Source organism: Pelomonas sp. Root1444, assembly GCF_001426885.1.
Classification (GTDB): Bacteria; Pseudomonadota; Gammaproteobacteria; order Burkholderiales; family Burkholderiaceae_C; genus Pelomonas.
Genome location: NZ_LMFP01000001.1, coordinates 278,178 through 303,636 on the forward strand (window position 1 = coordinate 278,178; position 25,459 = coordinate 303,636).

The 25,459-nt window shown below is 69.3% G+C and carries 26 protein-coding genes; 5 read left to right on the top strand and 21 right to left on the bottom strand.

Annotated features, from left to right (window positions below):
- Positions 1–17: 17 nt before the first annotated feature.
- The 5 genes from ASD35_RS01130 to leuS are packed head-to-tail and all read right to left on the bottom strand — an operon-like array spanning position 18 to position 7,328.
- On the bottom strand, positions 18–2,411 hold the full coding sequence (locus ASD35_RS01130; RefSeq protein ID WP_056873067.1) for a bifunctional diguanylate cyclase/phosphodiesterase: 2,394 nt from the start codon (positions 2,409–2,411) through the stop codon (positions 18–20).
- Between the two features lie 5 nt (positions 2,412–2,416).
- Positions 2,417–2,992 carry a methylamine utilization protein gene (locus ASD35_RS01135; RefSeq protein ID WP_056873068.1) on the bottom strand — a complete coding sequence of 192 codons (576 nt, stop codon included), beginning with the start codon at positions 2,990–2,992 and terminating at the stop codon, positions 2,417–2,419.
- A 39-nt stretch (positions 2,993–3,031) separates the two neighbouring features.
- A complete protein-coding gene (gene holA / locus ASD35_RS01140; protein WP_056873069.1) occupies positions 3,032–4,102 on the bottom strand; it encodes a DNA polymerase III subunit delta in 1,071 nt (356 codons plus the stop codon).
- 27 nt (positions 4,103–4,129) lie between these two features.
- The gene (gene lptE, locus ASD35_RS01145) at positions 4,130–4,693 is read right to left on the bottom strand and encodes an LPS assembly lipoprotein LptE (RefSeq protein ID WP_235538199.1); all 564 of its coding nucleotides are present in this window, start codon (positions 4,691–4,693) and stop codon (positions 4,130–4,132) included.
- Positions 4,694–4,697: 4 nt separating this feature from the next.
- Positions 4,698–7,328, bottom strand: coding sequence for a leucine--tRNA ligase (gene leuS, locus ASD35_RS01150; RefSeq protein ID WP_056873071.1), 2,631 nt, complete (start codon positions 7,326–7,328; stop codon positions 4,698–4,700).
- Positions 7,329–7,542: 214 nt separating this feature from the next.
- Here leuS and ASD35_RS01155 point away from each other — a divergent pair, with 214 nt between their 5' ends.
- Positions 7,543–8,412: a PEP-CTERM sorting domain-containing protein gene (locus tag ASD35_RS01155; RefSeq protein ID WP_056873072.1), complete on the top strand. Its 870-nt coding sequence runs from the start codon at positions 7,543–7,545 to the stop codon at positions 8,410–8,412.
- On the opposite strand, the gene ASD35_RS01160 is transcribed toward ASD35_RS01155, so the two are convergent.
- Genes ASD35_RS01160 through ASD35_RS01175 form a run of 4 tightly spaced genes read right to left on the bottom strand, consistent with a single transcriptional unit; the run spans position 8,378 to position 10,740 of the window.
- The gene (locus ASD35_RS01160) at positions 8,378–8,791 is read right to left on the bottom strand and encodes a biopolymer transporter ExbD (protein WP_056873073.1); all 414 of its coding nucleotides are present in this window, start codon (positions 8,789–8,791) and stop codon (positions 8,378–8,380) included. The genes ASD35_RS01155 and ASD35_RS01160 overlap by 35 nt on opposite strands.
- A complete protein-coding gene (locus ASD35_RS01165; RefSeq protein WP_056873074.1) occupies positions 8,791–9,435 on the bottom strand; it encodes a MotA/TolQ/ExbB proton channel family protein in 645 nt (214 codons plus the stop codon). Before ASD35_RS01165 ends, ASD35_RS01160 begins: the two co-directional genes overlap by 1 nt.
- 1 nt (position 9,436) lies before the next feature.
- The gene (gene dapB / locus ASD35_RS01170; RefSeq protein ID WP_056873075.1) at positions 9,437–10,174 is read right to left on the bottom strand and encodes a 4-hydroxy-tetrahydrodipicolinate reductase; all 738 of its coding nucleotides are present in this window, start codon (positions 10,172–10,174) and stop codon (positions 9,437–9,439) included.
- Positions 10,171–10,740 carry an outer membrane protein assembly factor BamE gene (locus ASD35_RS01175; RefSeq protein ID WP_056873076.1) on the bottom strand — a complete coding sequence of 190 codons (570 nt, stop codon included), beginning with the start codon at positions 10,738–10,740 and terminating at the stop codon, positions 10,171–10,173. Before ASD35_RS01175 ends, dapB begins: the two co-directional genes overlap by 4 nt.
- A gap of 104 nt (positions 10,741–10,844) precedes the next feature.
- Between ASD35_RS01175 and fur the strand changes: the two genes are divergently transcribed.
- On the top strand, positions 10,845–11,285 hold the full coding sequence (fur, locus tag ASD35_RS01180; RefSeq protein WP_056873077.1) for a ferric iron uptake transcriptional regulator: 441 nt from the start codon (positions 10,845–10,847) through the stop codon (positions 11,283–11,285).
- 124 nt (positions 11,286–11,409) lie between these two features.
- Here the strand turns inward: fur and ASD35_RS01185 are convergent, their stop codons facing one another.
- The 4 genes from ASD35_RS01185 to hpf form a co-directional block, all read right to left on the bottom strand.
- Positions 11,410–12,837 (bottom strand): nicotinate phosphoribosyltransferase, encoded by a 1,428-nt coding sequence (locus tag ASD35_RS01185; RefSeq protein ID WP_056873078.1) that lies wholly within the window; start codon positions 12,835–12,837, stop codon positions 11,410–11,412.
- On the bottom strand, positions 12,837–13,793 hold the full coding sequence (hprK, locus tag ASD35_RS01190) for an HPr(Ser) kinase/phosphatase (protein WP_056873079.1): 957 nt from the start codon (positions 13,791–13,793) through the stop codon (positions 12,837–12,839). The genes ASD35_RS01185 and hprK overlap by 1 nt, the downstream gene beginning before the upstream one ends.
- Positions 13,794–13,830: 37 nt before the next feature.
- A complete protein-coding gene (gene ptsN / locus ASD35_RS01195; protein WP_056873080.1) occupies positions 13,831–14,301 on the bottom strand; it encodes a PTS IIA-like nitrogen regulatory protein PtsN in 471 nt (156 codons plus the stop codon).
- Positions 14,302–14,541: 240 nt separating this feature from the next.
- Positions 14,542–14,883, bottom strand: coding sequence for a ribosome hibernation-promoting factor, HPF/YfiA family (gene hpf / locus ASD35_RS01200; protein WP_056200061.1), 342 nt, complete (start codon positions 14,881–14,883; stop codon positions 14,542–14,544).
- 408 nt (positions 14,884–15,291) lie between these two features.
- Between hpf and corA the strand changes: the two genes are divergently transcribed.
- Positions 15,292–16,281, top strand: a complete 990-nt coding sequence (gene corA / locus ASD35_RS01205) for a magnesium/cobalt transporter CorA (protein ID WP_056873081.1) — start codon at positions 15,292–15,294, stop codon at positions 16,279–16,281.
- Here the strand turns inward: corA and ASD35_RS01210 are convergent.
- The 8 genes from ASD35_RS01210 to ASD35_RS01245 form a co-directional block, all read right to left on the bottom strand.
- Positions 16,274–16,690 (bottom strand): nuclear transport factor 2 family protein, encoded by a 417-nt coding sequence (locus ASD35_RS01210; protein WP_056873082.1) that lies wholly within the window; start codon positions 16,688–16,690, stop codon positions 16,274–16,276. The genes corA and ASD35_RS01210 overlap by 8 nt on opposite strands.
- Positions 16,687–17,445, bottom strand: a complete 759-nt coding sequence (locus tag ASD35_RS01215; protein WP_056873083.1) for an SDR family NAD(P)-dependent oxidoreductase — start codon at positions 17,443–17,445, stop codon at positions 16,687–16,689. Before ASD35_RS01215 ends, ASD35_RS01210 begins: the two co-directional genes overlap by 4 nt.
- Before the next feature lie 73 nt (positions 17,446–17,518).
- Positions 17,519–18,040, bottom strand: a complete 522-nt coding sequence (locus ASD35_RS01220) for a DUF3833 domain-containing protein (RefSeq protein WP_056873084.1) — start codon at positions 18,038–18,040, stop codon at positions 17,519–17,521.
- Positions 18,037–19,269 (bottom strand): MFS transporter, encoded by a 1,233-nt coding sequence (locus tag ASD35_RS01225; protein WP_056873085.1) that lies wholly within the window; start codon positions 19,267–19,269, stop codon positions 18,037–18,039. The genes ASD35_RS01220 and ASD35_RS01225 overlap by 4 nt, the downstream gene beginning before the upstream one ends.
- A complete protein-coding gene (locus tag ASD35_RS01230; protein ID WP_056873086.1) occupies positions 19,259–19,774 on the bottom strand; it encodes a chalcone isomerase family protein in 516 nt (171 codons plus the stop codon). Before ASD35_RS01230 ends, ASD35_RS01225 begins: the two co-directional genes overlap by 11 nt.
- 3 nt (positions 19,775–19,777) lie before the next feature.
- Positions 19,778–20,986: a cyclopropane-fatty-acyl-phospholipid synthase family protein gene (locus ASD35_RS01235; RefSeq protein ID WP_056873087.1), complete on the bottom strand. Its 1,209-nt coding sequence runs from the start codon at positions 20,984–20,986 to the stop codon at positions 19,778–19,780.
- A 5-nt stretch (positions 20,987–20,991) separates the two neighbouring features.
- The gene (locus ASD35_RS01240) at positions 20,992–21,753 is read right to left on the bottom strand and encodes a DUF1365 domain-containing protein (RefSeq protein WP_056873088.1); all 762 of its coding nucleotides are present in this window, start codon (positions 21,751–21,753) and stop codon (positions 20,992–20,994) included.
- Positions 21,750–23,063, bottom strand: coding sequence for an NAD(P)/FAD-dependent oxidoreductase (locus ASD35_RS01245; protein WP_056873395.1), 1,314 nt, complete (start codon positions 23,061–23,063; stop codon positions 21,750–21,752). The genes ASD35_RS01240 and ASD35_RS01245 overlap by 4 nt, the downstream gene beginning before the upstream one ends.
- A 535-nt stretch (positions 23,064–23,598) precedes the next feature.
- Here ASD35_RS01245 and ASD35_RS01250 point away from each other — a divergent pair.
- On the top strand, positions 23,599–24,576 hold the full coding sequence (locus tag ASD35_RS01250; RefSeq protein ID WP_082579801.1) for a MerR family transcriptional regulator: 978 nt from the start codon (positions 23,599–23,601) through the stop codon (positions 24,574–24,576).
- A gap of 12 nt (positions 24,577–24,588) precedes the next feature.
- Complete coding sequence (locus ASD35_RS01255) at positions 24,589–25,458, top strand: hypothetical protein (protein ID WP_056873089.1); 870 nt, start codon at positions 24,589–24,591, stop codon at positions 25,456–25,458.
- Position 25,459: the final 1 nt, after the last annotated feature.

Here is a 25,459-nt window from a genome sequence, read left to right on the forward strand (position 1 = left end):
CCCGGCCTGCAGGCGGTTCAGCCCAGCCTGGCCATCGCGCTCTCGGCCGACAGCGTCGAGATGTCCGGCGGCTGCCAGGCGGCGGCCCAGGCGATGAACTGCTCCTGCGGCATGGGCTTGCAGATGAAGTAGCCCTGGCCCTCGTCGCAGCCCAGCCGGGCCAGCATGGCCCAGGCCTTGGCCGTCTCCAGGCCTTCGGCGACGACGCTGAGGCCCAGGTTGTGGGCCAGCTCGATGGTCGAGCGCACGATGCGCGCGTCGTCCAGGTCGCGCTCCATGGCCATGACGAAGCTCTTGTCGATCTTCAGCTCGTCCACCGGCAGCCGCTTCAGGTAGGCCAGCGACGAGTAGCCGGTGCCGAAGTCGTCGATGGACAGCTTCAGGCCCATCGCGTGCAGCTGCTCCAGCGTGGACAGCGCGCGCTCCGGGTCGTCCATGATCGCGCTCTCGGTGATCTCCAGGCACAGCGCGGCTGGCGGCACCTCGCGCGGCGCCAGCAGCGCCTCGATCTTGGCCGGCAGGTCCTGGTCCATCAGGTCGCGGGTCGAGAGGTTGACCGACAGGCGCAGCGACAGGCCCGCGTCCAGCGCCTCGCGCGCGAACTTGGCCGCGCCCGACAGCACCCAGGCGCTGAGCATGCGGATGAAGCCGGTCTGCTCGGCGAACGGGATGAACTGCATCGGCGGCACCAGGCCGCGCCGCGGATGCTGCCAGCGCACCAGTGCCTCCGCGCCGATGACGCGGCCGCGCTGCAGGTCGACCTTGGGCTGCAGGAACAGGCGCAGCTCCTCCTTCTCGACGGCATGGCGCAGCTCGGTCAGCAGCGACAGCGACTCCTGGCTGCCGGCGTCCAGCTGCGCGTGATAGATGAGGCTGCCGCACTGGCGGGTCTTGGCCGCATACATGGCCAGCTCCGCGCGGCCGAGCAGCACGCCGACCTCGCGGCCGTGGTCGGGGAACAGCGCGATGCCGATGCCGGCGCCGAGGTCGATGGTCTCGTTGTCGATGTGCAGCGGGTTCTCGAAGTCCTTCAGGATGGCCAGCGCCGCCTCGCTGGCATCGCGCGCGTCGGTGTGCGCCAGCAGGATGGCGAACTCGTCGCCCGACAGCCGCGCCAGCACCGAGTGGGCCGGCGCGCACAGCCCCCGCAGCCGCTCGGCCACGCTCTGCAGCAGCCGGTCGCCGACGTCATGGCCCAGCACGTCGTTGACGTGCTTGAAGCGGTCCAGGTCCAGCATCAGCACGGCGCCGGGCGTGTCGCTGTTGACGAGGTGGTGGTGCAGGAACTCGGCGAAGCGGGCGCGGTTGGGCAGCAGCGTCAGTGGGTCGACGTAGGCGAGGTTGTTGACCAGCGCGTCGCGGCGGCGGATGCCCTCGCGCATGCTCTCCAGCGCCACGGCCAGCTTGTGCACCTCAGCCAGGCGCGAGGTCGACGGCACCGGCGTGTCGTAGTCGCCGCGCTCCAGCCGCCGCGCCGAGGCCGACAGCAGCGTGATGGGCCCGCTGATGCCGCGCGCCAGCAGCACGCTGACGAGGGCGAAGACCGCCACGCCCAGCAGCGTCAGGCCCAGCAGCACCAGCTGCAGCTGCTGGTAGGGCGCCAGCGCCGCGTCCAGCGAGCGCAGCAGCAGCACGCCCAGGCGCTGCTCGCCGTCCAGCAGCGGCACGAAGCGCGCGCCCATGCGTTCGCCGGCCAGCGCCAGCACGCCGCCGGCGGGCGCCGCGGTGCCCAGGCCGGCCTGCAGCGCGCCGGCGGCCTCCTTGTCGAGGTTGGCCACGATGCCGGACCAGGGTTGGCCCGGCGGCTGCATCAGCACGACGCTCTGCAGCTCCGACAGCGCCTTGAGGTCGTCCAGCACCTCGCGGTTCAGCGCGAAGCCCATCAGCACCCAGCCGACCGGCTGCGGCGTGCGCACCTGCACGGCCACGACCTGGTAGACCTGGTCGCCGAGCACGGCCAGCGCGGTGCCGTCCTGGCGGTTGACGAGCTGCTGCAGCGTCGCCCCGAACGAGGCCGCGCCGTCGCGCGTGGCGGCCACGAGGTGCAGCTGGTCGTCGAAGTAGGCGACGACCGAGGCGCCGATGCGCTCGCCCTGGTTGGACAGTGCGTCCTTGATGGTCTCGACGGTGCCCGCCTCGGCCAGTGACAGGCCGATGGTGGTGCGAAAGCCGTAGTCCTTGGCCAGCAGTTCGGCCGCATCGTGCAGCTTGCCGGCGCGCTGGTCGAGCAGGCGGCGCAGCACACGCTCGCCGGTGCGCAGCTCGGCGGCCAGCGAGTCCTGCGCGTTGTGGGTGATGCTGGCGTGGATGGCGCCGAAGCTGACCAGCTGCACGACCAGCAGCAGCGCCAGGAACAGGCCGACGATGCGGCCTTCCAGGCGGCGCGGGTTCAGCCAGGCCGGCAGGCGCATCGCCGTCACTCCAGCGTCAGCACGCTCGTGCCGCCCGCTGCATCGAGCTTGAGGGTTTGCAGCGTGGCCGACTTCTGGCCCGGCCGCCAGGCCTTGACGGCATGCTCGCCCGCGGGGAGGTCGAACGTGGCCTGGCCCTTGTCGTCGGTGCGAGCGAAGGTCGGCGTGTCGACGACGACGATGTGCGCGCTCATGCGGTCGTGGATGTTGCAGCCCAAGGCGGCGACGCCGGGCTTGTCGAAGACGATGGGCTCCGTCGGCGTGCCGGTGTAGAGCTTGATGTCGATGACCTTGATCGGCGAGATCGAGTAGACGTGGTGCCGCACGGTGTCGAAGTTCGGGAAGCTCACCGCCGTGCCGGTCTGCACGATGAGCAACTGCGGCGTGAACTGGCGGTCACGCTGGCCCATCTCGGCCTTGGCCGTCGCCTTGCCGGTGCGCCCTTTCACCTCGATGGCGACGGCGGCCCCGGGCAAAGGCCGGCCGCCGGCATCGTTGAGCTGCACGGTGACCGGCACGGCCAGCGCCGCGACGGGGCTCAGCGCGATGGTCAGGACGGCGAGTGGGCGGAGGGGCGTCATGGCGGCTGGGCGGGGCACCTGACGATAGCCGAACCCGCCTCAGCGGACCGTGAGGACTGCCCCGGTTTTGGCGCCTGCGGCTTCGGCCAGCATCAGCGCGAGGCGGCGCAGCGCGGCCCAGGGATCGCTGGGCCAGTCGGGGTGGCGCAGGCCCTTGACGAGCCCGTCGCACACCTGCGCGGCCTGCACGAGGACGCCGGCCTGGGTCGCGTCGAGACGCGGCGCGATGCGCTCGATCAACCGCTCCTTGGCGCCCCACACGCGCGCCTCGCGCAGCGCCAGCGGCAGCGGCTTGCCGGCGTCCAGCGCGCCGCGCACGCGGGCCAGGGCCCGGGCGTCCTCGGCCAGCGTCCAGTGCACCAGCACGGCCGCCTCGCCCTCGGCCTCCAGGCCGTCGAGCATGCGCAGCAGGCGCGGCACGGCGCCCGACAGCACGGCCTCGCTGAGCTTGAAGACATCGAAGCGCGCCACGTCCAGCACGGCCGCCTCGATGTGGGCCAGCGTCAGCTCGCCCTTGGGGTGCAGCAGCGCGAGCTTTTGCAGCTCCTGGTGGGCGGCCAGCAGGTTGCCCTCGACGCGGTCGGCGAAGAAGGCCAGTGCGCGCTGGCCGTCCTCGCCCTCGGGCACGGACTGGCCCTGGGCCTTGAGCCGCTGCGCCAGCCAGGCCGGCAGCATGCGGCGCTCGACCGGCTCGACGCGGACGGACACGCCCTGGCCGTCCAGCGCCGTGAACCAGGCGCTGCTGAGCTGTGTCTTGTCCAGGCGCGGCAGTGTGACGAGGGTCAGCACGTCATCCGGCGCCGCCTGCGCATAGCGCTGCAGGGCCTCGGAGCCGTCCTTGCCGGGCTTGCCGTTCGGGATGCGGATCTCGATGAACTGGCGTTCGGCAAACAGGCTCATCGCCTGCGCGGCGGCCAGCACCGGCGCCCAGTCGAAATAGGCGCCGCTGACGATGAAGATCTGCCGCTCGCCAAAGCCCTGCACGCGCGCGGCGGCGCGGACCTGGTCGGCCGCCTCCTGCGCGAGCAGTGGCTCGTCGCCATGGACGGTGTAAATGCGTGCCAGGCCTTTGGCCAGGTGGGCGGCCAGGCCTTCAGCGCGAAGCTGCATGGTGCGTCGGAAAGCGGCTGATGGGTCTCATGTCGGCAGCTTCACCGCCGCCAGCCGGCGCATGACCTGCGCGATCGCGTCGGAGTGCATCGCGCCATACAGATTGGCCGCTTCCTGCTCCTTCGGCAGCGCATCCTTCTCGGTGTAGTTCATGTCGCGAGCCAGGCGCAGCTCGACCTTGGGCACCAGCAGCTCGCCGGACGCCGTGCGGATCAGGTAGTCGAACTGCAGGCGCAGCTGGAATTCGCGCACCTGGCCCACGCTGGTGGAGGCGACCACGGTGCGGTCGCGGAACTCGTGCAGCACCTCCAGCACGACCTCGGCACGCGCCGGGTCGTCGACCAGCTGCACCGGCGTGCGCTTGATCTGGCGCCTCAGGCCGGCGGCCAGCGGCGAGTTCGGTTCGAAGCCGGTCAGCGCCAGCGTCTTGAACGGCAGCTCGGGTTCGCGGCGCAGCTCGAAGCCGCAGCCCGCGAGGGCTGCAAGGCCCAACAGAGCGAAGCGGCGGTCCATCCAGCCGGCGCTGGGCCGCCCCGAGGCGGCTGGCGCCCCCTCGGGGTGCAGCGAGCGTGAGCGAGCGTGGGGGCGCATGCTGTTAGACGACGATGTTGACGAGGCGGCCGGGGACGATGACGACCTTCTTGGGCGCCTTGCCTTCGGAGAACTTCGCGAACTCCTCGGTGGCCAGCGCTGCCGCTTCGATGGCCGCCTTGTCGGCCGAGGCCGGCACCTTCACCGCGCCGCGCAGCTTGCCATTGACCTGCAGCATCAGCTCGATCTCGTCCTGCACCAGCGCGGCCTCGTCCACCGTGGGCCAGGGCGCGTCGAGCAGGTCGCCCAGCTCGGCGGCGAAGCCGAGGTCTTGCCAGAGCTGGTGGGCGATGTGCGGCGTGGCGGGGTAGAGCACGCGCAGCAGCACCGAGAAGCCGTCGCGGATGGCCGCGGCCTGGCCTTCCGCCTTGAAGCCTTCCAGCGCATTGAGCAGCTTCATCGCGCCGGAGACGACGGTGTTGTACTGCATGCGCTCGTAGTCGTAGCTGACCTGCTTGAGCACGTGATGCACCTCGCGGCGCAGCGCCTTGCCGTCGCCGTTCAGCGCGGCGTAGTCGCTGCCGCCGGCCTTGATCGCGTCGGCGTTGCGCGTACCGAAGTTCCACACGCGCTTCAGGAAGCGGTGCGCGCCTTCGACGGCGGCGTCGTTCCACTCCAGCGTCTGCTCGGGCGGCGATGCGAACATGACGAACAGGCGGGCCGTGTCGGCGCCGTACTGGTCGATCAAGGCTTGCGGGTCCACGCCGTTGTTCTTGGACTTGGACATGGTCGTCATCTCGTACTCAAGCGGCGTGCCGTCCTTCTTCAGCTTCGCGCCTGCGATGCCGCCCTTGTCGTCGTGGATGACGTCGATCTCGTGGTCCCAGTAGTAGTCCTTGCCGCCGCCCTCGGGCTTGTGGAAGAAGGCGCCCTTGAGCACCATGCCCTGCGTCAGCAGCTTCTCGAACGGCTCGCTGATGGTGACGAGGCCGAGGTCGCGCATCGCCTTGGTCCAGAAGCGCGCGTACAGCAGGTGCAGGATGGCGTGCTCGATGCCGCCGATGTACTGGTTCATCGGCATCCAGTACTTCGTGCCGTCCGCGACCATCGCCTGGTCGTTGCTCGGGTCGCAGTAGCGCATGAAGTACCAGGACGAGTCCACGAAGGTGTCCATCGTGTCCGTCTCGCGGCGCGCCGGCTTGCCGCATTTCGGGCAACCGACGTTGAGGAAGCCGGCATGCTTGTTCAGCGGGTTGCCGCTGCCGTCGGGGATCAGATCCTCGGGCAGCACGACGGGCAGGTCCTTCTCGGGCACCGGCACGACGCCGCAGTCGTCGCAATGGATGATGGGGATGGGCGTGCCCCAGTAGCGCTGGCGGCTGATGCCCCAGTCGCGCAGGCGCCAGGTGGTCTTCTTCTCGCCCAGGCCCTTCTCGGCGAGCAACTCGGCGATCTTCTCGACTGCCTGCTTGTGGTTCAGGCCATCCAGCACGCCGGAGTTCACGCAGACGCCGCGCGTCTTGTCGCCGTACCACTCGGCCCAGGCGTCGGTCGTGAAGGTCTCGCCGTCGACGGCCACGACCTGCTTGATCTCGATGCCGTACTTGTTAGCGAACGCGAAGTCGCGCTCGTCATGCGCCGGCACGCCCATGACGGCGCCGTCGCCGTAGCTCATCAGCACGTAGTTGCCGACCCAGACCTCGACCTGGGCGCCGGTGATCGGATGCGTGACGAACAGGCCCGTGGGCACGCCCTTCTTGTCCTGCGTGGCCAGCTCGGCCTCGGTCGTGCCGCCGGCCTTGCATTCCTCGATGAAACGGGCGACTTCGGGCTTGTCCTTGGCCGCGACCGTGGCCAGCGGATGCTCCGGCGCCACGGCGCAGAAGGTCACGCCCATGATGGTGTCGGCGCGGGTCGTGAACACCCACAGCCGCCCGCCGCCGCCTTCGATGGAATGCGGGAATGCGAAGCGCACGCCCTGGCTCTTGCCGATCCAGTTCTCCTGCATCAGCCGCACGCGCTCGGGCCAGCCGGACAGGTAGTTCGGGTCTTCAGGATTCGCGACGGCCGACAGCAGCTCCTCGGCGTACTGCGTGATCTTCAGGTAGTAACCCGGGATCTCGCGCTTCTCGACCAGCGCGCCGGAGCGCCAGCCGCGGCCGTCGATGACCTGTTCATTGGCCAGCACGGTCTGGTCCACCGGGTCCCAGTTGACGACCTGGGTGCGGCGCTCGGCGATGCCCTTCTCCAGCATCTTCAGGAACAGCCACTGGTTCCACTTGTAGTAGCTGGGCTGGCAGGTCGCGACCTCGCGGCTCCAGTCGATGGCTAGGCCCATGGCCTGCATCTGGCCCTTCATGTGGGCGATGTTGGAGTAGGTCCACTGCGCGGGTGGGACCTTGCCCTTCATCGCGGCGTTCTCGGCCGGCAGGCCGAAGGCGTCCCAGCCCATGGGCATCAGGACGTTGTAGCCCTTCATGCGCAGCTGGCGGGCCAGCATGTCGTTGATCGTGTAGTTGCGCACATGGCCCATGTGCAGCTTGCCCGAGGGGTAGGGCAGCATGGAGCAGGCGTAGAAGTGTGGCCTGCTCGCGTCTTCGGTCACGCGGTAGGCGTCGCGCTCCGTCCAGTAGGCACGGGCGGCGGCTTCGATCTGGTTGGGGTTGTAGCTGGGCGCTTCGTTCTTGGCGTTCATGGGCCAAATTGTAGGTGGGGCCCTTCGACGGCCAGGTTGCGGCCGGACCTCGACTGCCGCCGGGCCTGGACGAGCGACGGCCCCTAGCTTGAACTTTCACAACGGCATTCCAGCGCCTTTACTGATTGGACAACTCTGGCCAGGGAGCCCGTCCATGCCTGCTGCGCGCCTTCATTCATTGGCTCCTCGGGGCCGCGCCCCATGCCGCTGGGCAATGGCCACCTTGCTGGCGTTGATGGCCCCGGTGATGGCGCACGCCGCGCCCACGGCGTCGGTGGGCTTCGGCCTCCAGGGCGAGTTCCCGCCCATGAGCTTCAGCGATCCGGTGTTCACCGAGCACAGCCGGCACGTCGACAACTCCCAGTTGTTCGCCGACATGTGGGGCGCCGCCGACCTGCGCGACGGCACGCTGCGGGCGAAGATGAGCACCACGCCCGTGACGGTCTATCAGAGCAGCCCCATCGCCATCACGGGGGCGTCCATCACGGACGACCTCCACGTCATCGGCCCCGGCACGACTCCCGTGCCCATGACGATGACGCTGGACGTCGATGCCCTGCTGGCGATCAACCCGGCCCTGGGGCCCAACAGTCTCGAATCGCTGAACTTCCGCGCCACGATGTCGGCCCTCGGCGCGCCGGGGAAGGAAATGCGGGTGATACGGTCCAAGAGCCTGGACGAGAACGGCGCCGTCACGCAGGACGACATCATCTGCCAGTGGGATTGCGGCCTGCTCAACGAGCCGTTGACGCTGGCCGGTGTCGTCAATGGCAAGTTGATGGTGCAGGGCATGGTGGTGCCGAACACCAGCTTCACCTTTTGGGCCACTGTCGAGTTGCAGACCTTCATCTACCCTGTCGGCCTCACGGCCGAGATCGATGCCAGCCACACCGCGCGCGTGTCCTACACGCTGCCGGACGGCTACACGCTGGGGTCGGCGTCCGGTGTCTTCTTGACCGCGCCCGTGCCGGAGCCGGCCACCGGCCTGATGGCACTCGCCGGTGGCGCGTTGCTCGCCGGCCTCCAGCGTCGTCGCGATAAACAGTTGGCTAGGGCTGCTGCGCCACGAACGCGATGCGATTGAGCCCGGCGGCCTGCACCCAGCCGATCAGCTCCGCCACCTGGCCGTAGGGCACGGTGCGGTCGGCGCGCAGCTGCACTTCGAGCTGCGCGTTGGCGCGGCCCAGTTCGGAGATGCGTTGCTGGAAGGCCTTGGCATCCAGCTCGTCGTCCCCCAGGTGCAGCTTGCCGTCCGGTGTGATGGCCACGGCGATAGAGCTGGGCGCATCGCTGGGCGTGGCGGCTTCGCTCTTGGGCAGATCCAGGCGCAGCGAGGCCGTCATCAAGGGCGCTGCGATCATGAAGATGACCAGCAGCACCATCATGACGTCGATCAGCGGCGTCATGTTGATGTCGCTCATGGGCCGCGACCCTTCGGGCTTCTCAAGGCGGCCGAACGCCATCAGTCGTGGTCCAGCAACTCGCGCAAGTCGTGCGCGAAACCTTCCAGATCGGCCTCGCAGGCCGCCACCATCTTGCCGAAGACGTTGTAGGCCAGCACGGCCGGGATGGCGACCGCAAGGCCCGCGGCCGTCATGATCAGCGCCTCGCCGACCGGCCCGGAGATCTTGTCGATGGTGATGTTGCCGGCCGCCGAGATGCTGGCCAACGCGTGGTAGATGCCCCAGACGGTGCCGAACAGGCCCACGAAGGGCGCGGTGGCGCCAACGGACGCCAGCAGCACCTGGCCGAATTGCAGCTTGGCCAGCACCGCGTGCAGCGCGTCGCGCAGGCGGCGGGTCAAACGGGATTCACGCCGGCCGACAGCGTCCAGCGTGGCGCTGTTCGTCTCGGCCGTGGCGGCGTCCAGCAGCGGCAGCAGCAGGCTTTCGGTGTCAAAGCTTTGCAGCGCGCTGCGACCCTCGGCCACGCCGGCTGCAGCCCAGAAGGCCGGGACCGCACGGGCGAGGCCGCGGCGCGCACGGCGCAGCAGCCAGGTCTTCCACAGGATCAGCGCCCAGGCGCTGACCGACATCGCCAGCAGCAGCAGCGCGACCGCGCGGCCGACCAGGTCGCTCTGGGCCCAGAAGTCGGCGAAGCCGCCCATATCAGCTGTTGAAGCCGAGCACGTCGTTCATGCCGAACAAGCCCGTCTTCTGGCTCGCCAGGAAACGCGCCGCGCGCAGGCTGCCCTGTGCGTAGATGCTGCGGTTGCTGGCCTTGTGGCTGATCTCGATGCGCTCGCCGGTGCCGGCGAACAGCACGGTGTGGTCGCCGATGATGTCGCCGCCGCGCACGGTGGCGAAGCCGATGGTCGACGCGTCACGCACGCCGGTGACGCCCTCGCGGCCGTAGACGGCGCATTGCTTCAGGTCACGGCCCAATGCGTCGGCCACGACCTGGCCCATCTGCAGCGCGGTGCCGCTGGGCGCATCGACCTTGTTGCGGTGATGGGCCTCGACGATCTCGATGTCGAAGCCCTCGTTCATCGCGCGGGCCGCCATGTCGAGCAGCTTGAGCACCACGTTGACGCCCACGCTCATGTTCGGCGCGAAGACGATGGCCGTGCGCTCGGCATGCCGGGCGATCTCGGCCTTCTGGCCGGCATCGAAGCCGGTGGTGCCGATGACGGCCTTGACGCCCAGTTCGGCGCACAGCGCCAGGTGTGACAGCGTGGCCTCGGGGCGCGTGAAGTCGATCAGCACGTCGGCACCTGCGAGACCGGCGCGCAGGTCGTCAAGCCGTCCCAGCGCCGCGTGCAGCTGGCAGTCGTCGGCCGCCTCGACGGCTTCCACGAGCATCCTGCCCATGCGCCCGCCGGCGCCCACGATCGCGACGCGGATCACGAGCCCGATCCCAGCTTGGCGTCCAGCGGCGGGTAGGTGCGGCCGGGTGCCGGGCCTTCGGCGGCGGCGGTGGGCGCGGCTTCGGCGCTGCGCTTGGGCGGCGGCAGGGCCTCGCGCTCAGCCTCGCTGAGCTCCAGCTTGGGCTGCTTGCCGCTGGGCTTGAAGGTGTTGATGGCGGCGACGAAATCGTTCTCGGCGGGCAGGTCGTCCGGCACCGTCAAGGCCTTGAGCCGGTCGCCGTCGAACTCCGCGACGACCAGGCGCTGCTGCGGCTGCGCGCCCTGGCGGCGGATGGTGAAGACGTAGTCCCAGCGGGACTCGTGGAAGATGTCGGTCAGCAGCGGCGAGCCGAGCAGGTCGCGAACCTGCGCCTTGGGCATGCCGGGCTTGACGCGGGCCACCATTTCCTTGGTCAGCACATTGCCCTGCACCACCTCGACGCGGTAGGGCGTGAGCACGCCCAGCACCTTGTCACCGGTGACGGAGGGCAGGCTGGCCCAGGAGGGCATCAGGGAGCAGCCGCCAAGCAGCGCAATCAGCGGGAGAGAGGCAAGCAGGGGACGCATGGGGCGGCTGGAGAGAGTACGGAAAGTGCCCGCCGGAAGTGCGGCTGGCTATGATCGGGCGGATTCTAGCGGGGCCCCCTTCCGGCGCCCCGGCCCCACGCGCCATGCCTTCCTCCGTCAAAGACCAGACCAGCGACATCAAGAACAGCGGCCTCAAGGCAACGCTGCCGCGCATCAAGATCCTCGAGATCTTCCAGCGCACCCAGCAGCGCCACATGACGGCCGAGGATGTCTACAAGGCCTTGCTCGGCGAAGGCGCCGACATTGGCCTGGCGACGGTCTATCGGGTGCTGCAGCAGTTCGAGCAGGCCGGCTTGCTGAGCCGCAACCATTTCGAGACCGGCAAGGCCGTCTACGAGCTCAACGAGGGGCACCACCACGACCACCTCGTCTGCCTGAACTGCGGCAAGGTCGAGGAGTTTTTCGACCCCGGCATCGAGGCGCGCCAGCACGCCATCGCGAGCGAGCACGGCTTCCAGCTGCAGGAGCACTCGCTGGCGCTGTACGCGACCTGCGTGAAGACCGACTGCCCCAACCGCGGCTAGCAGCCGGCACTGCGGGTCGAGGCTGGCAAGGCGCATGTGGCGTTGCTCGGCCGATGCGGGCATCAGCCCGCGGCCTCCTCACCCCTTGCCTGCGCCCTCGCCGGATTCAACGCGGCCGCGCCTTCTACCGTGCCGGCTCGAAGGCCGCTGCTCGCGCGCGGATCGCCGCGAAGCTGTCGTCGACGAGCAGGCGACCGTTCTCATACACCGTGCGCAGCACCTCGGTCGCGCCATCGGCCAGCGCCTGCTGGTAGCCGGGTGAATCCAACCGCACGGTCGCGAAGGCTGTCCCGCTGCGCATCAGCGTCAGCCGGCCGGCCTTGCTGCGCTTGGCGGGGTCGGTCACGGGGGCCTTGAAGACGTCGCGCCACTGCCCGTCGACCTCCGCCGCCGAGGCCTTCATCGCGAAGCCCAGCGTGTCGCGGTTGACCTGCTGCAGCAGCGCGCCGCCCTGGCCAAAGGCGATGTTGTCAGCCGAGTAGCCGGCGGATTCCAGCGCGGCGAGGATGCTGGCGATGGACTCGCGCGTGATGCCGTCGCCCTGGATGACGCGCACATGGCGAAGCACCTTGTAGCCCTTGGCGTTCACATCGCTGCCGAAGGCCGCGTCCAGAGTCCGGACGGTGCGCGCGACGACGGTGGTGGGGTCGCCGCTGTCGGGGCGGATGACGACGGTGGCGCCGCTGGCGATGACCTCCTCGCGAAGTGCGTCGCCCCAGAGTTGGCTGACGGCAGCGTCCAGGTCGTAGGAGTCGGACACGACGGCCAGCAGCGCGCCGGGCTTGCCGAACTGGCGCAGCATGTTGCGGTAGGCGTCCAACTCGCCGTCGCGGCCCCAGGCAGTGATGGTGCTGTGCTCGGCCGCGGGGATGGAGAAACCGGCCATGGGCTCGCCGTAGTAGAGGCGCGCACCGAGCAGGGCGGTCATCGTGTCCGTGCCCTGGAAGCTCACCAGGTGCGCCATGCCGCCCAGCATGGCCGACTCCAGCGACGACACGCCGCGGGCGCCGAAATCGTGCAGCTTGAAGGGCAGGCCTTCCAGCGAGCCGGTGCGCGCCAGCGACTCGGCGATGAGCCGCCGCGTGGCGTGGCTGTGCGTCGCGACCGTCGTCGGGTACCACAGGCGCAGCAACGCCGTCTCGACATAGCTCGTCAGCCACCAGCAGGCCGGGTCGGTGTTCTCGACGGTGACGAGGGCGTGGTTGACCGGCACCACCATGCCCTCGGGCACGGCGCGGATGCGCAGCGGCAGGCGGCCGCCATGCGCTCGGACGATGTGCAGCCAGCCCTCACGGTTGAAGGGCACGCCGTGGGCCGCGCAGACTTCCGCGCCCAGGGCCACATCGTCGTCGGTCACGGGCTCGGTGAAGTACTCCTTCAGCAGCGCCTGCAGGCCGAAGAAGACCGTGTAGGGCGTCGAGCCGCCGCGCGCCTCGATGTAGCTGAACACCGTCGTCGTCCCCGGCGGGTATTGCAGCCAATGGCTGGTCTTGTAGCTGTCCGTGTTGAGGACGAGCAGGCGGGTGATGTCGCTGAAGGCATGCAGCGCCATCAGTCGATCGAGCCGTTGTCGATGGCGCGCTGATGGCGCTCGACGAATTCCTTGTACGTGTCGATGCCGCGCAGCTGCAGGATGGTGTTGCGCACGGCGGCTTCCACCAGCACGGCGAGGTTGCGGCCGGCGTCCACGGCGATGACGACCTTGCGCACCGGCATGCCCAGCACGTCCTCATGCAGTGGCTCGTAGGGCAGGCGTTCGAAGTCGCGCTCCATCGTCTCCTTGCGCACCAAGTGCACGATGAGCTTCAGGCGCATCTTGCGGCGCACGGCGGTCTCGCCAAAGATGGCTTTGATGTCGAGCAGGCCGATGCCGCGCACCTCGAGCAGGTTCAGCAGCAGCTCGGGGCAGCGGCCTTCGATGGCGGTCTGCGCGATGCGGAAGAAGTCGACCGCGTCGTCGGCGACGAGGCCGTGGCCCCGCGAGATCAGCTCCAGGCCGAGTTCGCTCTTGCCCAGGCCCGACTCGCCGGTCAGCAGCACGCCCAGGCCTAGGATGTCCATGAACACGCCGTGGCGGGTGGTGCGGTTGGCGAACAGCTGGGCCAGGTAGCCGCGCACCAGGTCTATGACGTGGCCGGCGGACTCGGTGGTGCGGAACAGTGGGATCTCCGCGCGGTCGCACATCGCCACCAGGCGCGGCGGCGGCACGGAGTCGTCGGCCACGATGATGACCGGCGGCTCCAGCGTGACGATGCGCGAGATGCGCCGGTCCTGCACCTCGGTGCCTTCCTGGTTCAGGTAGGCCACCTCGCGACGGCCGACGATCTGTACGCGGTAGGGATGGATGTAGTTCAGGTAGCCGACCAGGTCGGCCGCGCTTTGCGCGTCGCGCACGGCGGCTTCGTCGAAGCGCCGCTCCGGGTGGGCGTGGCCGGCGATCCACTCCCAGCGCAGGGCCTCGCGGTGCTCTTCAAAGAGGCGCTCGGCGCTGATCGAGGTGGGTTTCAATGGAGATCAGGGTTTACGCGAAGCGTCGATCGGGGGCTCAAGCGACGGACTTGAGCGGCTCCCAGGCCGCGATGAGCTTGTGCAGTGTGGCGGCGTCCGGCTCGGTCTTGAGCTGCTCGCGCAGTTCCCGGTCGGACAGCATTTCGGCGATCTCGGACAGGATCTCCAGATGACGCTGCGTGGCGGCTTCCGGCACGAGCAGGAAGATCAGCAGGCCGACGGGTTCGTCGTCCGGCGCGTCGAAGGCGATGGGCTGCTCCAGCCGCAACACGGCAGCGAGCGGGTTCTTCAAACCCTTGACGCGGCCGTGCGGGATGGCCACGCCATGGCCCAGGCCGGTGGAGCCCAGGCGCTCCCGCGCGAACAGGTTGTCGGTGACCAGCGCACGGGCCATCTGGTGGTGGTTCTCGAACAGCAGGCCGGCGTGCTCGAAGGCGCGTTTTTTGCTGGACGCATCCACGGTCACCAACACGTTGTCGGCGGGCAGGATGGCGGCGAGACGGTTCATGGATGAGGGCCGAGCATCGGGGGCGCCTGGTGGGCGCGGCCGCAGCGGGGCTGTGGGTCAATCAGAGCCACAGATTATGGAACTGCGGGCCAGTTTGGGGAGATCGGGTGTGCCTGCAGACGTGGAAAACGCCCCTGGGCACCCCCGAATGCGGGTTTTTGCGGCACTGCAGCAACAGCCGATTGCGCATCGCACAAAACAGAGGCGGCCCGTGGGCCGCCTTGAAGTGAGCCGCTGGGGTCAGCGGGCCGGAACCTCAAGCCGCTTGGCCGAGGCGTGGTGATGGTCCTGCACCTTGTCCTTGTGGCGGCAGACCTGGCGATCGAGCTTGTCCATCAGTTGGTCGATGGCGGCATACAAATCTTCATGAGACTGCTCGACGAAGATGTCGCGGCCCTTCACATGCAGCGTGACTTCAGCGCGCTGGCGGCGTTCCTTCTCCTTTTGCTTCTCTACGGTCAGCAGGACGTTGATGTCAACGACCTGATCGAAGTGGCGGGTCACACGGTCTAGCTTGGTGAGTACGTACTCGCGCAAGGCCGGCGTGACTTCGAGGTGATGGCCACTGATCGTCAGATTCATAAAGCCTCCTTTCAGAGGAATGGGTCGGGGAAAACGAAACCAGGAAAACTGAGGAAAGGGGAGGGAGGAGGAGGGGTCTTTCAGGTAGCGGAGTTGGATGGGAGTGGGGAAATCGACGAGCCCAGTTTGCGCGCGAAGCCGCCGCGTGACAAGGGGATGACGGTGACGGTTTGTGGCCTTCCAGGCCTCGTTTTCGCGGCTTCTTTCACGTCTTGCGGCGATGCAATAATCCACGGCTATTTCCCCTACGGAGACCTTCTTGGACAGCGATCACCCTCGGTGACCGTCCACTCCCGCCGCCGGCCCCTTGTCCGGCCGCGCCCGCCCGGAGTGAGACGGTTGACCTGAACCCCGCCACCCCGGACGGCGCTGCGCGTCGTCCCTTGCCAGCGCTGCTGGAGACGATGCATGCTGAATGTTTTCACGCTGAACAACGGCCGCCTGAAGGGTGGCCTGTTCCAGGAAGAAATCGAGACCGCCGAGGAGCTGGCGCTGTCGCGCCCGGTGTGGGTGGACCTGGAGAGCCCGAGTGCCCAGGAAAAGGGCTGGATCCGTGACCGCTTCGGCCTGACCATCCCCGAGGACATCGTCGACGAGGACCTGGAGGAATCGGCGCGCTTCTACGAAGAGGACAACGGCGAGCTGCACATCCGCTCCGACTTCCTCATCGAAGGCGACGACAGCGGCGAAGGCAAGCCGGCGCGCAATGTGCGCGTGGCCTTCATCCTGTTCAACAACGTGCTGTTCTCCATCCACAACGAGGACTTGCCGGTGTTCCGCCTGCTGCGCCTGCGGGCGCGGCGCATCCCGGCGTTGATCGAGGATGCCAAGGACGTGCTGCTCAAGCTCTACGACGCCGACGCCGAGTACTCGGCCGACGTGCTGGAGGGCATCTACGACAAGCTCGAAGCGGTCAGCGTGCGCGTGCTGAAGAGCGACGTGACCGACGCCGAGGCCGGCGAAGTGCTGTCTGCCATCGCCCGCGAGGAGGACTTGAACGGCCGCATACGCCGCAACGTGATGGACACGCGCCGCGCGGTCAGCTTCATGATGCGCAGCCGCATGCTCAACGCCGAGCAGTTCGAGGAATCGCGCCAGATCCTGCGGGACATCGACTCACTCGATTCGCACACGGCGTTTCTTTTCGACAAGATCAACTTCCTGATGGATGCGACCGTCGGCTTCATCAACATCAACCAGAACAAGATCATCAAGATCTTCTCGGTCGCCAGCGTCGCCCTGCTGCCGCCGACGCTGATCGCGTCGATCTACGGCATGAACTTCAAGAACATGCCGGAGCTGGAGTCGAGTTGGGGCTACCCGTTCGCGCTGGTGCTGATGCTGTTGTCGGTGGCGGCACCGTTCATCTACTTCCGCAGGAAGGGTTGGCTCAGGTAGCCCGCAGCCGGCGCTTCAGCAGCCGCATCAGCGCGCCCAGCACCGGCAGCTTCTCGTACAGCTCCTCGGCGGCGTCCCAGTAGTCGCGGTGGTCGGCCACGAGGCCGGCCGCGTCGAAGCGCAGGTGGCTGGCGCCGCGGATGACGAGGTCGCCGGTGTGGAAGTCCCACGCGAGGAAGCATTGGTCGCCCTCGACGAAGACCGTGGTGATGACGAAGCGCGGCGCTTTCAGCGTCTCGAACATGTGCTCGAAGACGCGCCGCAGCGCCGCGCGGCCGCGGACGTCGTTGAACGGGTCCTTGAAGCGGCAGTCCTCGGCGTAAAGCCCGATGAGGCGGTCAAGATCGGCGGATTGAAGCGTCTCGTACCGCGCGATGAGCGCGGCGGCGCGTGGGTCGGCATGGGTCATCGGTTGGCGCGGCTTACCAGGTTGAAGTAGACGCTGTCGGGCAGCAGCCGCAGCGCCTTCATGAAGCGCGTGAAGCGCTTGGGGAAGTGGATCTCGAACTCGCCCGCAGCCCAGCCGGCGAGCATCGAGCGGGCGGCCTGGGCGGCGCTGATCTCGGCCGGCATGCGGAAGTCGTTCTGCGCCGTCATCGGCGTGGTCACGAATCCCGGGTGGATGACGGACACGCCGATGCCGCGCGGATGCAGGTCGAGGTAGAGCGCCTCGGCCAGATGCGTCAGCGCGGCCTTGCCGGGCCCGTAGGCCAGCGCCTTGGGCAGGCCGCGGTAGCCGGCGACGCTGGAGACCAGGCTCAGGTGGCCGCGGCCCGACATCAGCAGCTGCGGTAGCAGCGCGTCGAGCAGGTTGAGCGCGCCGACGTAGTTGATGTCGAGGTGCCGGCGCGCGTCGGCGAGGTCGAAGCCGGTCGCGCTCATCGGCCGGTAGTAGCCGGCGCAGTAGACGCACAGGTCGGGCGTGCCGACCTCGGCTGCGGCCGCTTGCAACGCCGGCAAGTCCATCACGTCCAGCGGCAGCGCATGGCTGCCGGCATGCAGCGCGACGAACTCGTTGAGCAGCGGCGCCTGCCGCGCCGAGACGATGACCCGCGCGCCCGCCGTATGCAGCGCGCTCGCCGTGGCGCGGCCGATGCCGGTGGACGCGCCGATCAGCCAGGCCGTGCGTCCGTGCCAGTCCTGCAGCCGCGGATTGAGGCTCAATGGTGCACCCTTCGGCCTTCGGCCTGTCCCGCCAAGCGGGAGCGAGCTTGCTTGGGACGGCCCGGCGCGGCGCTCATGGCTTGTGGAACGACAGCGTGACGTCGCCGAGGTGGAAGCCGAACTTGCTCATGCGTGCCTTGTTCAGCATGACCTTGTCGTCCATCAGGTACATCCAGTCGTCGAGCTGCACGTCGTAGGTCGTGCCATCCACGGGCAGGCGCAGCGTGTAGCTCCAGCGCAGCGCATTGCCGCGCGCCTCGCCCACCGCCTCGCCGACGACGTCGGCCGCCGTGCCGCGGTAGCGGCCGTCGCCCAGCGCGGTGATGGTCCAGACGCGGCGCTCGGTCTTGCCGTCGCTGTAGCTGAAGTCCTCCTCCAGCGTGCCCACGCCACCCTGCCAGCGGCCCTCCAGCTTCACGATGAAGCGGCGCTTCACTTTGCCGGCGCGGTCGGTGAACAGGCCGTGCGCCGTCAGCGGGCCGTTGAAGTAGGTCTCCAGGCTCAGCACCGGCTTTTCGGCGGCGTAGTCCTCGGGCACGGGCGCGCTGGCGCAGCCAGACAGCACGAGGGTGGTCAACAGCAGGCGTCGGTTCATGGTGGGGCGATGAAGTGGCGGTACAGCAGCGCAGCGGCCGCGAGCTTGAGCGCGCAGGGCAACACGCAATAGGCGAGGGTCAGGGCTTGCAGCGCCTGCGGGTCGCGCTGGCCGGGTGCGTAGCCCAGCGCCTGCAGCAGCGGCAGCGCCAAGCCCGCGGCCAGCGCGAGGTTGAGCTTGCTGGCCGCGTTCCACCAGCCGAAGAAGGCGCCTTCCGCACGGCCGGCCAGGCCGGCACGCTGGATGACGCCGGCCAGCAGCGCCGCCGGGATGGCGAGGTCGGCGCCCAGTGCCGCCCCGCTGGCGACGCACACGGCGAGGAAGCCGCCGCGGTCGCCTTCGCCCAGGGCCGCGGCCCATGCGAACGCGGCGACGGCCAGCGCCATGCCCAGCGCCCAGGCGCGCGCCTGGCCGACACGGGCGATGACGCGCAGCCAGGCGGGCAGCGAAACGACGGCAGCGGCGAAGTAGCTGGACAGGAACAGGCCCTGCGATGCGGGTAGGCGCAACCGGTCGTCGATGAAAAACAGCAGCAGCGTGGCTGGCACGGCCGCGGCGATGCCGTTGAGCAGGAAGACGGCGAGCAGACGGCGGAATTCGGGCACGCGCCAGGCGAGGGCCAGCGGCGCGGGCGCGTCAACGGCAGGGGCGGGCCGCGGCGCGCCGGCCAGCAGCATGAGGCCCACGAACAGGGCGGCCGCGAGCACGAGCGCCGTCATGCCGAATCCGGCGAGCGAGGGCAGCAGGCTGGCGCTCACGACGCCCGCGAGCGCGAGGCCCTCGCGCCAGGCCACGATGCGGCTCTGCGTGGCCGCACTCCCGCCCAGCCGCGCCCCCCAGGCCTGGTGCAACACGGCGAGCCAGCTGTAGGCGAGGTAGGTCAGCACCAGGCCCGCGCCGGCCCAGGCGAGCAGCGCGCGGGGTTCGCGCACTAGCGGGAAGAACAGGCCGGCAAAACCGGCCGCGAGCAGCAGGCCGGCCAATGGCAGCTGCCAGGCCAGCGCCGCGCGGCCCAGCGCGCGGTCGCACAGGCGGCCGATCCACGGGTCGACGACGGCGTCGAGCGCGCGGGCGGCCAGCAGCAGCGCCCCGAGCGTGGCCAGCGGCAGGCCGAAGTGGGTCGCGTAATGCGCCGGCAGGTGCACGTACAGCGGCAGCGCCACGAACGCCAGCGCAAAGCCGAGTGCGCCGTAGCGCAGGCCTTGCGCGGGAGCGAATTCAGCGGCCATCGCCGCCGGCCAGCAGCTGCTGGCGCAGGCCGGGCTCCGAGGTCTGTGGGCTGAGCCAGATGCCGAAGAACAGCCGTGCGAAATCAGCATCGGCGACGCGCCGCCGCGGCTCGCCGTTGAAGAAGAACTGCGCTGCTTCGCCCGGCTCGTAGACGCCGCTGATGCGGTCGCCCGCCTTCACGTCGGGGAAGGCGGCCCGCATCTCGGCGAGCCAGGCTCGAGCCTGGATGTCGCTGACGGTCGCCTGGCCGCGCATCTCCTTCAGCGAGCGCTTGGCGATCTCGGTGCCGTCGAGGCCGCGGGCATATTCGATCTCCAGCGTCAGCGGCTGCGTGGCCCAGTTGGCGGCCGTGACCGGCGCGGCCGACCACAGCCGGATGTCGTAGATGTGCAGGCCCAGGAAGCGAAAGCGCGCCTGGCCACGCCGGGTCAGCCCGGCCAGCTCGGGCGCGGCATGGGCGAGGTTGGCAAGAGCGACAGCGGCAAGCAAGAGGCGGCGTTGCATCGCTCAGTCCCGCACCAGCGTGAACTGCATGACGTCGGTGTTGCCGGCTGCGAAGGCGGCCTCGCAATAGGCCAGGTAGAACTCCCACAGCCGCATGAAGCGGATGTCGAAACCCAGGCTGCGCACGGGGCCCTCCTGGCGCAGGAAGGCCTCGCGCCAGCGGCGCAGCGTCTCGGCATAGTCCGCGCCGAAGGCCAGCTCGTTGACGACACGCAGGCCGGCCTTCTCGGCATGGGCGCGGAACTGGCTGGGGCTGGGCAGCAGGCCGCCGGGGAAGATGTATTGCTGGATGAAATCGGTCGAGCGCACGTAGCGGTCGAACAGGTCGTCGCGGATCGTGATGCTCTGGATGCAGGCGCGGCCGCCGGGCTTGAGCTTGTTACGCACGGTGCGGAAGTAGCCGTCCCAGTACTCGCGGCCGACCGCCTCGAACATCTCGATGGAGACGATGGCGTCGAAGGGTTCGTCGGCGATGTCGCGGTAGTCCTGCAGGCGCAGATCGGCGCTCAGCCCGGCGCTGCGCAGGCGGTCCTGCGCCCACGCCAGCTGCTCGGTGGACAGCGTCACGCCGGTCAGCCGCGCGTCGAAGTCACGCGCCGCCACCTCGGCGATGGCGCCCCAGCCGCAGCCGATCTCCAGCACGCGGCTGCCCGGCGTGACGCCGGCTTCGCGGAGCGCGCGGCGCATCTTGGCCTGCTGGGCCGCGGCCAGCGGCTGCTGCGGCGCGCCGTCGAACCAGGCGCTGGAGTAGTTCATCGTCGGGTCCAGCCACAGCTTGTAGAACGCGTTGCCGAGGTCGTAGTGGGCGTGGATGTTCTTGCGGCTGCCCGCGCGGGTGTTGCGGTTGAGCAGGTGGCGCACGCGGTGCAGCAGGCCGCCCCAGAAGCCGCCGTAGACGAGCAACTCCAGCGCGGTGCGGTTGCGGATCAGCAGCTCCAGCAGCGCGCGCAGGTCAGGGCTGCTCCAGTGGCCGGCGACGAAGGCCTCGGCAAAGCCGACGTCACCGGCGGTGAGGGCGGCGGCGCAGGTCTGCCAGTCGGCGATGCGCAAGGCCGCGCGCGGCTCGCGGGCGGCGCCGAAGTGCAGCAGCTCGCCCTCGGGCGTCTGCACGTCGAGGCTGCCGTGCTGAAGGCGATCCAGCAGCGCGAGCACGCGGCGGGCGTGGCGGGGCAGCGTGGTGTGGGGGAAGGGCGTGGAGGTCGTTGTCGTCATGGCGGTCAGCGCGTCACGAAGCGCTCTGGCGGCTGGGGCTTGGAGAGGAAGGGCACGCGCTTGAAGGCCAGCTTCAGCGCCTGCCAGTGGATGCGGGCGACGACCATCAGCGTCAGGGCCGGTATGGCGAAGAACGCCGCGCGGGCGCTGGCTGCCGTCAGCGGCTGCAGCTGGCCGGCGAGGCTGGTGTGCAGCAGCGGCCCTTGCGCGTCGTCGTGGTCCACGCGCGCGACCACGCGGTCGCGGGCGCGCATGAAGCGAAAGCGGTAGCGGCCCTCGACACGGCAGAACGGCGAGACGTGGAAAACCTTGGCCGCCTGCTGCTCGCGGCCCCAGGCGAGCGCCGGCCCGCGCAACAGGTAGCAGTGGCGCTCGCCGAAGGTGTTGTTGACCTCCACGATGACCGCGGCCAACGAGCCGTCGGACCGCTCGCAGAACCAGAAGCTCACGGGCTTGAACACGTGGCCCAGCACGCGCGGGTAGGTCTGCAGCCAAATCTCGCCATCGGCATCGGTGATGCCCTCGGCCGACAGCAGCGCCTCGGCCCAGGCGAGCGAGTCGGTGCCGCCGGCGCCGTGGTCCGCGTCGTGGAAGCTCAGCAGGTGGCGCCATGCATGGCGGCCGTTGCGGTTCAGGACCGGCGCGGGCGCGCGGCGCAGCGCACGCATGGGCAGCCAGAGGAAGTAGCTCGCGTAGGCAAAGGCGTGCTCGCGCGGCCTCAGCCGGCGGTGCCGCACCAGGCCCCGGCCGAGCTGGGGCGCGTTCATGCCAGCACCTTGGAGATGACTTGCTGCGCCGCGCAGAGCCCCGACAGCAGGCCGTCCTCGTGGAAGCCATAGCGCGTCCATGCGCCGGCGAACCAGACGCCGCCAGCACCCTGGATGTCCGCCAGCCGCGCCTGGGCGCGCACGGCCGCGTCGTCGAAGACCGGGTGGGCGTAGGTGTAGCGGCCGAGGACGCGCTCCGGGGCGGGCTGGCGCAGCGGGTTCAGCGACACGATGACCGGCTGGTGCCAGGGCAGCGGCTGCAGCTGGTTGAGCAGGTAGTGCAGGCAGACGGCGCCCGCGTCGGCGCCGCTCTCATAGTTCCACGCGGCCCAGGCGGCGCGGCGGCGCGGCAGCAGTGCCGTGTCGGTGTGCAGCACAGCCAGGTTGGCCTGGTAGCGGATGGCGCCGAGCAGCTGGTGCTCGGCCTCGGTCGGCACGGCGAGCATCGCGAGGCTCTGGTCGCTGTGGCCGGCCAGGATGACCGCGTCGAAATGCTCGCGGCCGCGCGGGCTCTGCACGACGACATCGCCGCCCGCAGGCGGCCGATGAATGGCCTGCACCGGCGTGCCCAGCCGCACATCGTGGATGGCCGGCAGCATCGCGTCGACATAGTGGCGCGCCCCCCCGCAGACCGTCCACCACTGCGGCCGGTCGTTGATCTGCAGCAGGCCGTGGTTGTGGCAGAAGCGGATCAGCGTGCGGATGGGGAACTGCAGCATCTGCGCCGTCGGGCAGGACCAGATGCAGGCGACCATGGGCAGCAGGTACCAGTCGCTGAAGGCGAGGCCGAAGCGGTGGCGCGCCAGGAAGGCGCCGATGGGCTCGGCCAGCGCGGCCTCGTCGCCGCGCTCGGCCAGCGCCGTGCACAGGCGGTTGAAGCGCAGCAGGTCGGCCAGCATCCCCCAGAAGGCAGGCCGCAGCAGGTTGCGGCGTTGCGCGAAGACGGTGGCCAGGCTGCTGCCGCTCCACTCGATGCCGTCGCCCGGCACCTGGGCGGAGAAGCTCATGTCGCTTTTCGCGGTGGCGATGCCGAGCTGGGCGAAGAGCTGGATCAGCAGCGGGTAGGTGCGCTCGTTGAAGACGAGGAAGCCGGTGTCCACGCCGTGCGTGACCGGGCCGTCGGGGCCGTCCAGCGTCACGTCGACGGTGTGCGTGTGGCCGCCGGCGTGCGGGCCGGCCTCGAACAACGTGACGTGGGCACGGTCGCTCAGCGCCCAGGCGGCGGACAGGCCGGCGATGCCCGAGCCGACGACGGCGACGCGCCGGGCGGTGTTGGCACCGGGCTGGTGCGGGTGCCCCCTACCGCGCAGCAGGCCCAGAACAGCGGGCGTCGCGTGTCCGGCGGAGCAAAAGGAAGGGCCCGCGTCATCGACACGGGCCCTGGCTGTAAAAGCGGCCGCAGAACGCCCCGAAGCCAACGAGGGAGGGAGGGAGGAGGAGGAGAACGGCTCCGGGATTGCTGCTCTGAACTCAGAGAGGTTGAGCGGCCTAAATTCGGTGGGGGTGGGGGACGCCTCCGTGCGAGCGGTGCTCGGGTTTTCACTGCCTGTGTAGCCTGATTGACGGTCGGGCGCTTGGCGTTTCGCAGCGCTGTACCGAGTTCGGGCGACGATTGTTGGCGTCATGATGAATGTCCGGCGCCGCTTCGACACTCCCTAGAGCCGCAGCAAACAGTGTTGCTAACGGCATGTTGGAACGGTGTAGAACGGTGGTGTTGTGAATGGTTTGTCCAGTGCAAAACGCGCTGGTGACGGCTATATTACGGTAAGAATGATATGTTGTCTCACATTTGTCCAGGACAAAACATGTTTAACAAGCCTTCGTCGCTGACCGCGAGGGCGGCCCGTGGCTGACACCAGCGCTTACGCATCCGACGACGCTGCGGATGCGGGCGGCCGGGCAGGCGGCGTAGGCATCGCGGCCTTGGAGCGTGAAACCGGCATCAACAAGGAAACGTTGCGTGTCTGGGAGCGCCGCTACGGCTTCCCGTCGCCGTGGCGGGACGCGGCGGGTGAGCGGCTCTACCCGCCCGAGCAGGTGCAGCGGCTGCGCCTCGTCAAGCGGCTGCTGGACGCCGGACACCGGCCCGGCCGCGTGGTGGCCGCGCCGGCCGCGGAGCTGGCCGCCCTGCTGCAGCCGCCCGCTGCAACGCGAGCGGGCGCTGCGCCGGCTGCCGAGGCGCCCGAGGTGGCGGCCTGCGCTGCGCTGCTGCAGCGCCACGACATCGACGGCCTGCGCCGCGCGCTGTCGCAGGCCGTGCTGCGCCGCGGCCTGGCCGGTAGCGTCACGGAGGTGTTCGCACCGCTGACGACGCGCATCGGCGAGTTGTGGATGAACGGCACGCTGCAGGTCTTCGAGGAGCACATCTACAGCGAGTCGCTGCAGCTGGTGCTGCGCCAGTCCATCCAGGCCTTGCCTGCCAACCTGCAGGGCGCCGGGCCGCGGGTGCTGCTGACCACGCTCTCCGGTGAAGGCCATGCGCTGGGGCTGCTGATGGCGGAGGCGCTGCTCAGCCTGGAAGGGGCCGTTTGCCTCTCGCTGGGCGTGCAGACGCCCGTCGACCAGCTGCCCGCAGCGACGGCCGTGCACCGGGCGGACGTCGTGGCGCTGAGCTTCACCGGGCAGCTGCCGGCGCGCGCCGTGCTCGACGGGCTTGCCCAGCTGCGCGCGCTGCTGCCGCCTGCAATCGAGATCTGGGCCGGCGGCAGCAACCGGGCACTCCGTTTGCCGGGCCTGCCAGACGGCGTGCGCTGTGTCGACGGCCTGAGCTCTATCACGTTAGAGATCACACGCTGGCGCGAACTTTTAGAATCGCGCCTCTAACGAGGACCCGCCATGCTTTACCCCGAACTGTTCAAGCAACTCGAAGCCGTGCGCTGGAACATGGACCGCGACATTCCGTGGGACCAGTTCGACGCCAGCCTGCTGAGCGACGAACAGGCCCAGACCATCAAGATGAACGCGATCACCGAGTGGTCGGCGCTGCCGGCCACCGAGATGTTCCTGCGCGACAACCGCGAGGACAGCGACTTCTCCGCCTTCATGTCCGTCTGGTTCTTCGAGGAGCAGAAGCACAGCCTGGTGCTGATGGAGTATCTGCGGCGCTTCCGCCCCGACCTCGTGCCCACCGAGGCCGAGCTGCACGAGGTGCGCTTCGACTTCGACCCGGCACCGGCGCTGGAAACGCTGATGCTGCACTTCTGCGGCGAGATCCGCCTGAACCACTGGTACCGCCGCGCGGCCGAGTGGCACACCGAGCCGGTCATCAAGGCCATCTACGAAACCCTGTCGCGCGACGAGGCCCGCCACGGCGGCGCCTACCTGCGCTACATGAAGCGCGCCATGACCAAGTTCGGCGACGAGGCGCGTGCCGCCTTCGCCAAGGTCGGCGTGCTGATGGCCAGCGCCCGCCGCACGGCGCAGGCGCTGCACCCCACCAACCTGCACGTCAACGCCAAGCTGTTCCCGCGCGACACCATCCAGAGCCGCCTGCCCGACCCCGAGTGGCTGGAGCACTGGCTGGACAAGCAGATCCAGTTCGACAGCGTGTGGGAGAACAAGGTCGTCGAACGCATCCTGCACAACATGAGCCTGCTGATGGACCGCAGCTTCGCGACCGTGCAGGAGCTCAATCGCTTCCGCAAGGAAATGGCGGCACGCATCGTGCCGCCATCGGGCGAGGCGCTGACCGGCAAGCCGGCCTGAT

Bases quoted from the DNA above. Each gene is read 5' to 3' on its own strand.
- ptsN (WP_056873080.1), bottom strand. From the start codon at position 14,301: ATGAACCGTCTCGCCGCCATCCTGCCCGCCGACAACGTGTTGGTGACC.
- ASD35_RS01175 (WP_056873076.1), bottom strand. From the start codon at position 10,740: ATGCGTCCCCTGCTTGCCTCTCTCCCGCTGATTGCGCTGCTTGGCGGC.
- ASD35_RS01240 (WP_056873088.1), bottom strand. From the start codon at position 21,753: ATGAACGCGCCCCAGCTCGGCCGGGGCCTGGTGCGGCACCGCCGGCTG.
- ASD35_RS01130 (WP_056873067.1), bottom strand. From the start codon at position 2,411: ATGCGCCTGCCGGCCTGGCTGAACCCGCGCCGCCTGGAAGGCCGCATC.
- ASD35_RS01255 (WP_056873089.1), top strand. From the start codon at position 24,589: ATGCTTTACCCCGAACTGTTCAAGCAACTCGAAGCCGTGCGCTGGAAC.
- ASD35_RS01160 (WP_056873073.1), bottom strand. From the start codon at position 8,791: ATGGCGTTCGGCCGCCTTGAGAAGCCCGAAGGGTCGCGGCCCATGAGC.
- ASD35_RS01225 (WP_056873085.1), bottom strand. From the start codon at position 19,269: ATGGCCGCTGAATTCGCTCCCGCGCAAGGCCTGCGCTACGGCGCACTC.
- ASD35_RS01210 (WP_056873082.1), bottom strand. From the start codon at position 16,690: ATGACCCATGCCGACCCACGCGCCGCCGCGCTCATCGCGCGGTACGAG.
- fur (WP_056873077.1), top strand. From the start codon at position 10,845: ATGCCTTCCTCCGTCAAAGACCAGACCAGCGACATCAAGAACAGCGGC.
- hpf (WP_056200061.1), bottom strand. From the start codon at position 14,883: ATGAATCTGACGATCAGTGGCCATCACCTCGAAGTCACGCCGGCCTTG.
- corA (WP_056873081.1), top strand. From the start codon at position 15,292: ATGCTGAATGTTTTCACGCTGAACAACGGCCGCCTGAAGGGTGGCCTG.
- ASD35_RS01185 (WP_056873078.1), bottom strand. From the start codon at position 12,837: ATGGCGCTGCATGCCTTCAGCGACATCACCCGCCTGCTCGTCCTCAAC.
- ASD35_RS01235 (WP_056873087.1), bottom strand. From the start codon at position 20,986: ATGACGACAACGACCTCCACGCCCTTCCCCCACACCACGCTGCCCCGC.
- ASD35_RS01135 (WP_056873068.1), bottom strand. From the start codon at position 2,992: ATGACGCCCCTCCGCCCACTCGCCGTCCTGACCATCGCGCTGAGCCCC.
- lptE (WP_235538199.1), bottom strand. From the start codon at position 4,693: ATGCGCCCCCACGCTCGCTCACGCTCGCTGCACCCCGAGGGGGCGCCA.
- leuS (WP_056873071.1), bottom strand. From the start codon at position 7,328: ATGAACGCCAAGAACGAAGCGCCCAGCTACAACCCCAACCAGATCGAA.
- ASD35_RS01230 (WP_056873086.1), bottom strand. From the start codon at position 19,774: ATGCAACGCCGCCTCTTGCTTGCCGCTGTCGCTCTTGCCAACCTCGCC.
- holA (WP_056873069.1), bottom strand. From the start codon at position 4,102: ATGCAGCTTCGCGCTGAAGGCCTGGCCGCCCACCTGGCCAAAGGCCTG.
- ASD35_RS01220 (WP_056873084.1), bottom strand. From the start codon at position 18,040: ATGAACCGACGCCTGCTGTTGACCACCCTCGTGCTGTCTGGCTGCGCC.
- ASD35_RS01165 (WP_056873074.1), bottom strand. From the start codon at position 9,435: ATGGGCGGCTTCGCCGACTTCTGGGCCCAGAGCGACCTGGTCGGCCGC.
- ASD35_RS01155 (WP_056873072.1), top strand. From the start codon at position 7,543: ATGGCCACCTTGCTGGCGTTGATGGCCCCGGTGATGGCGCACGCCGCG.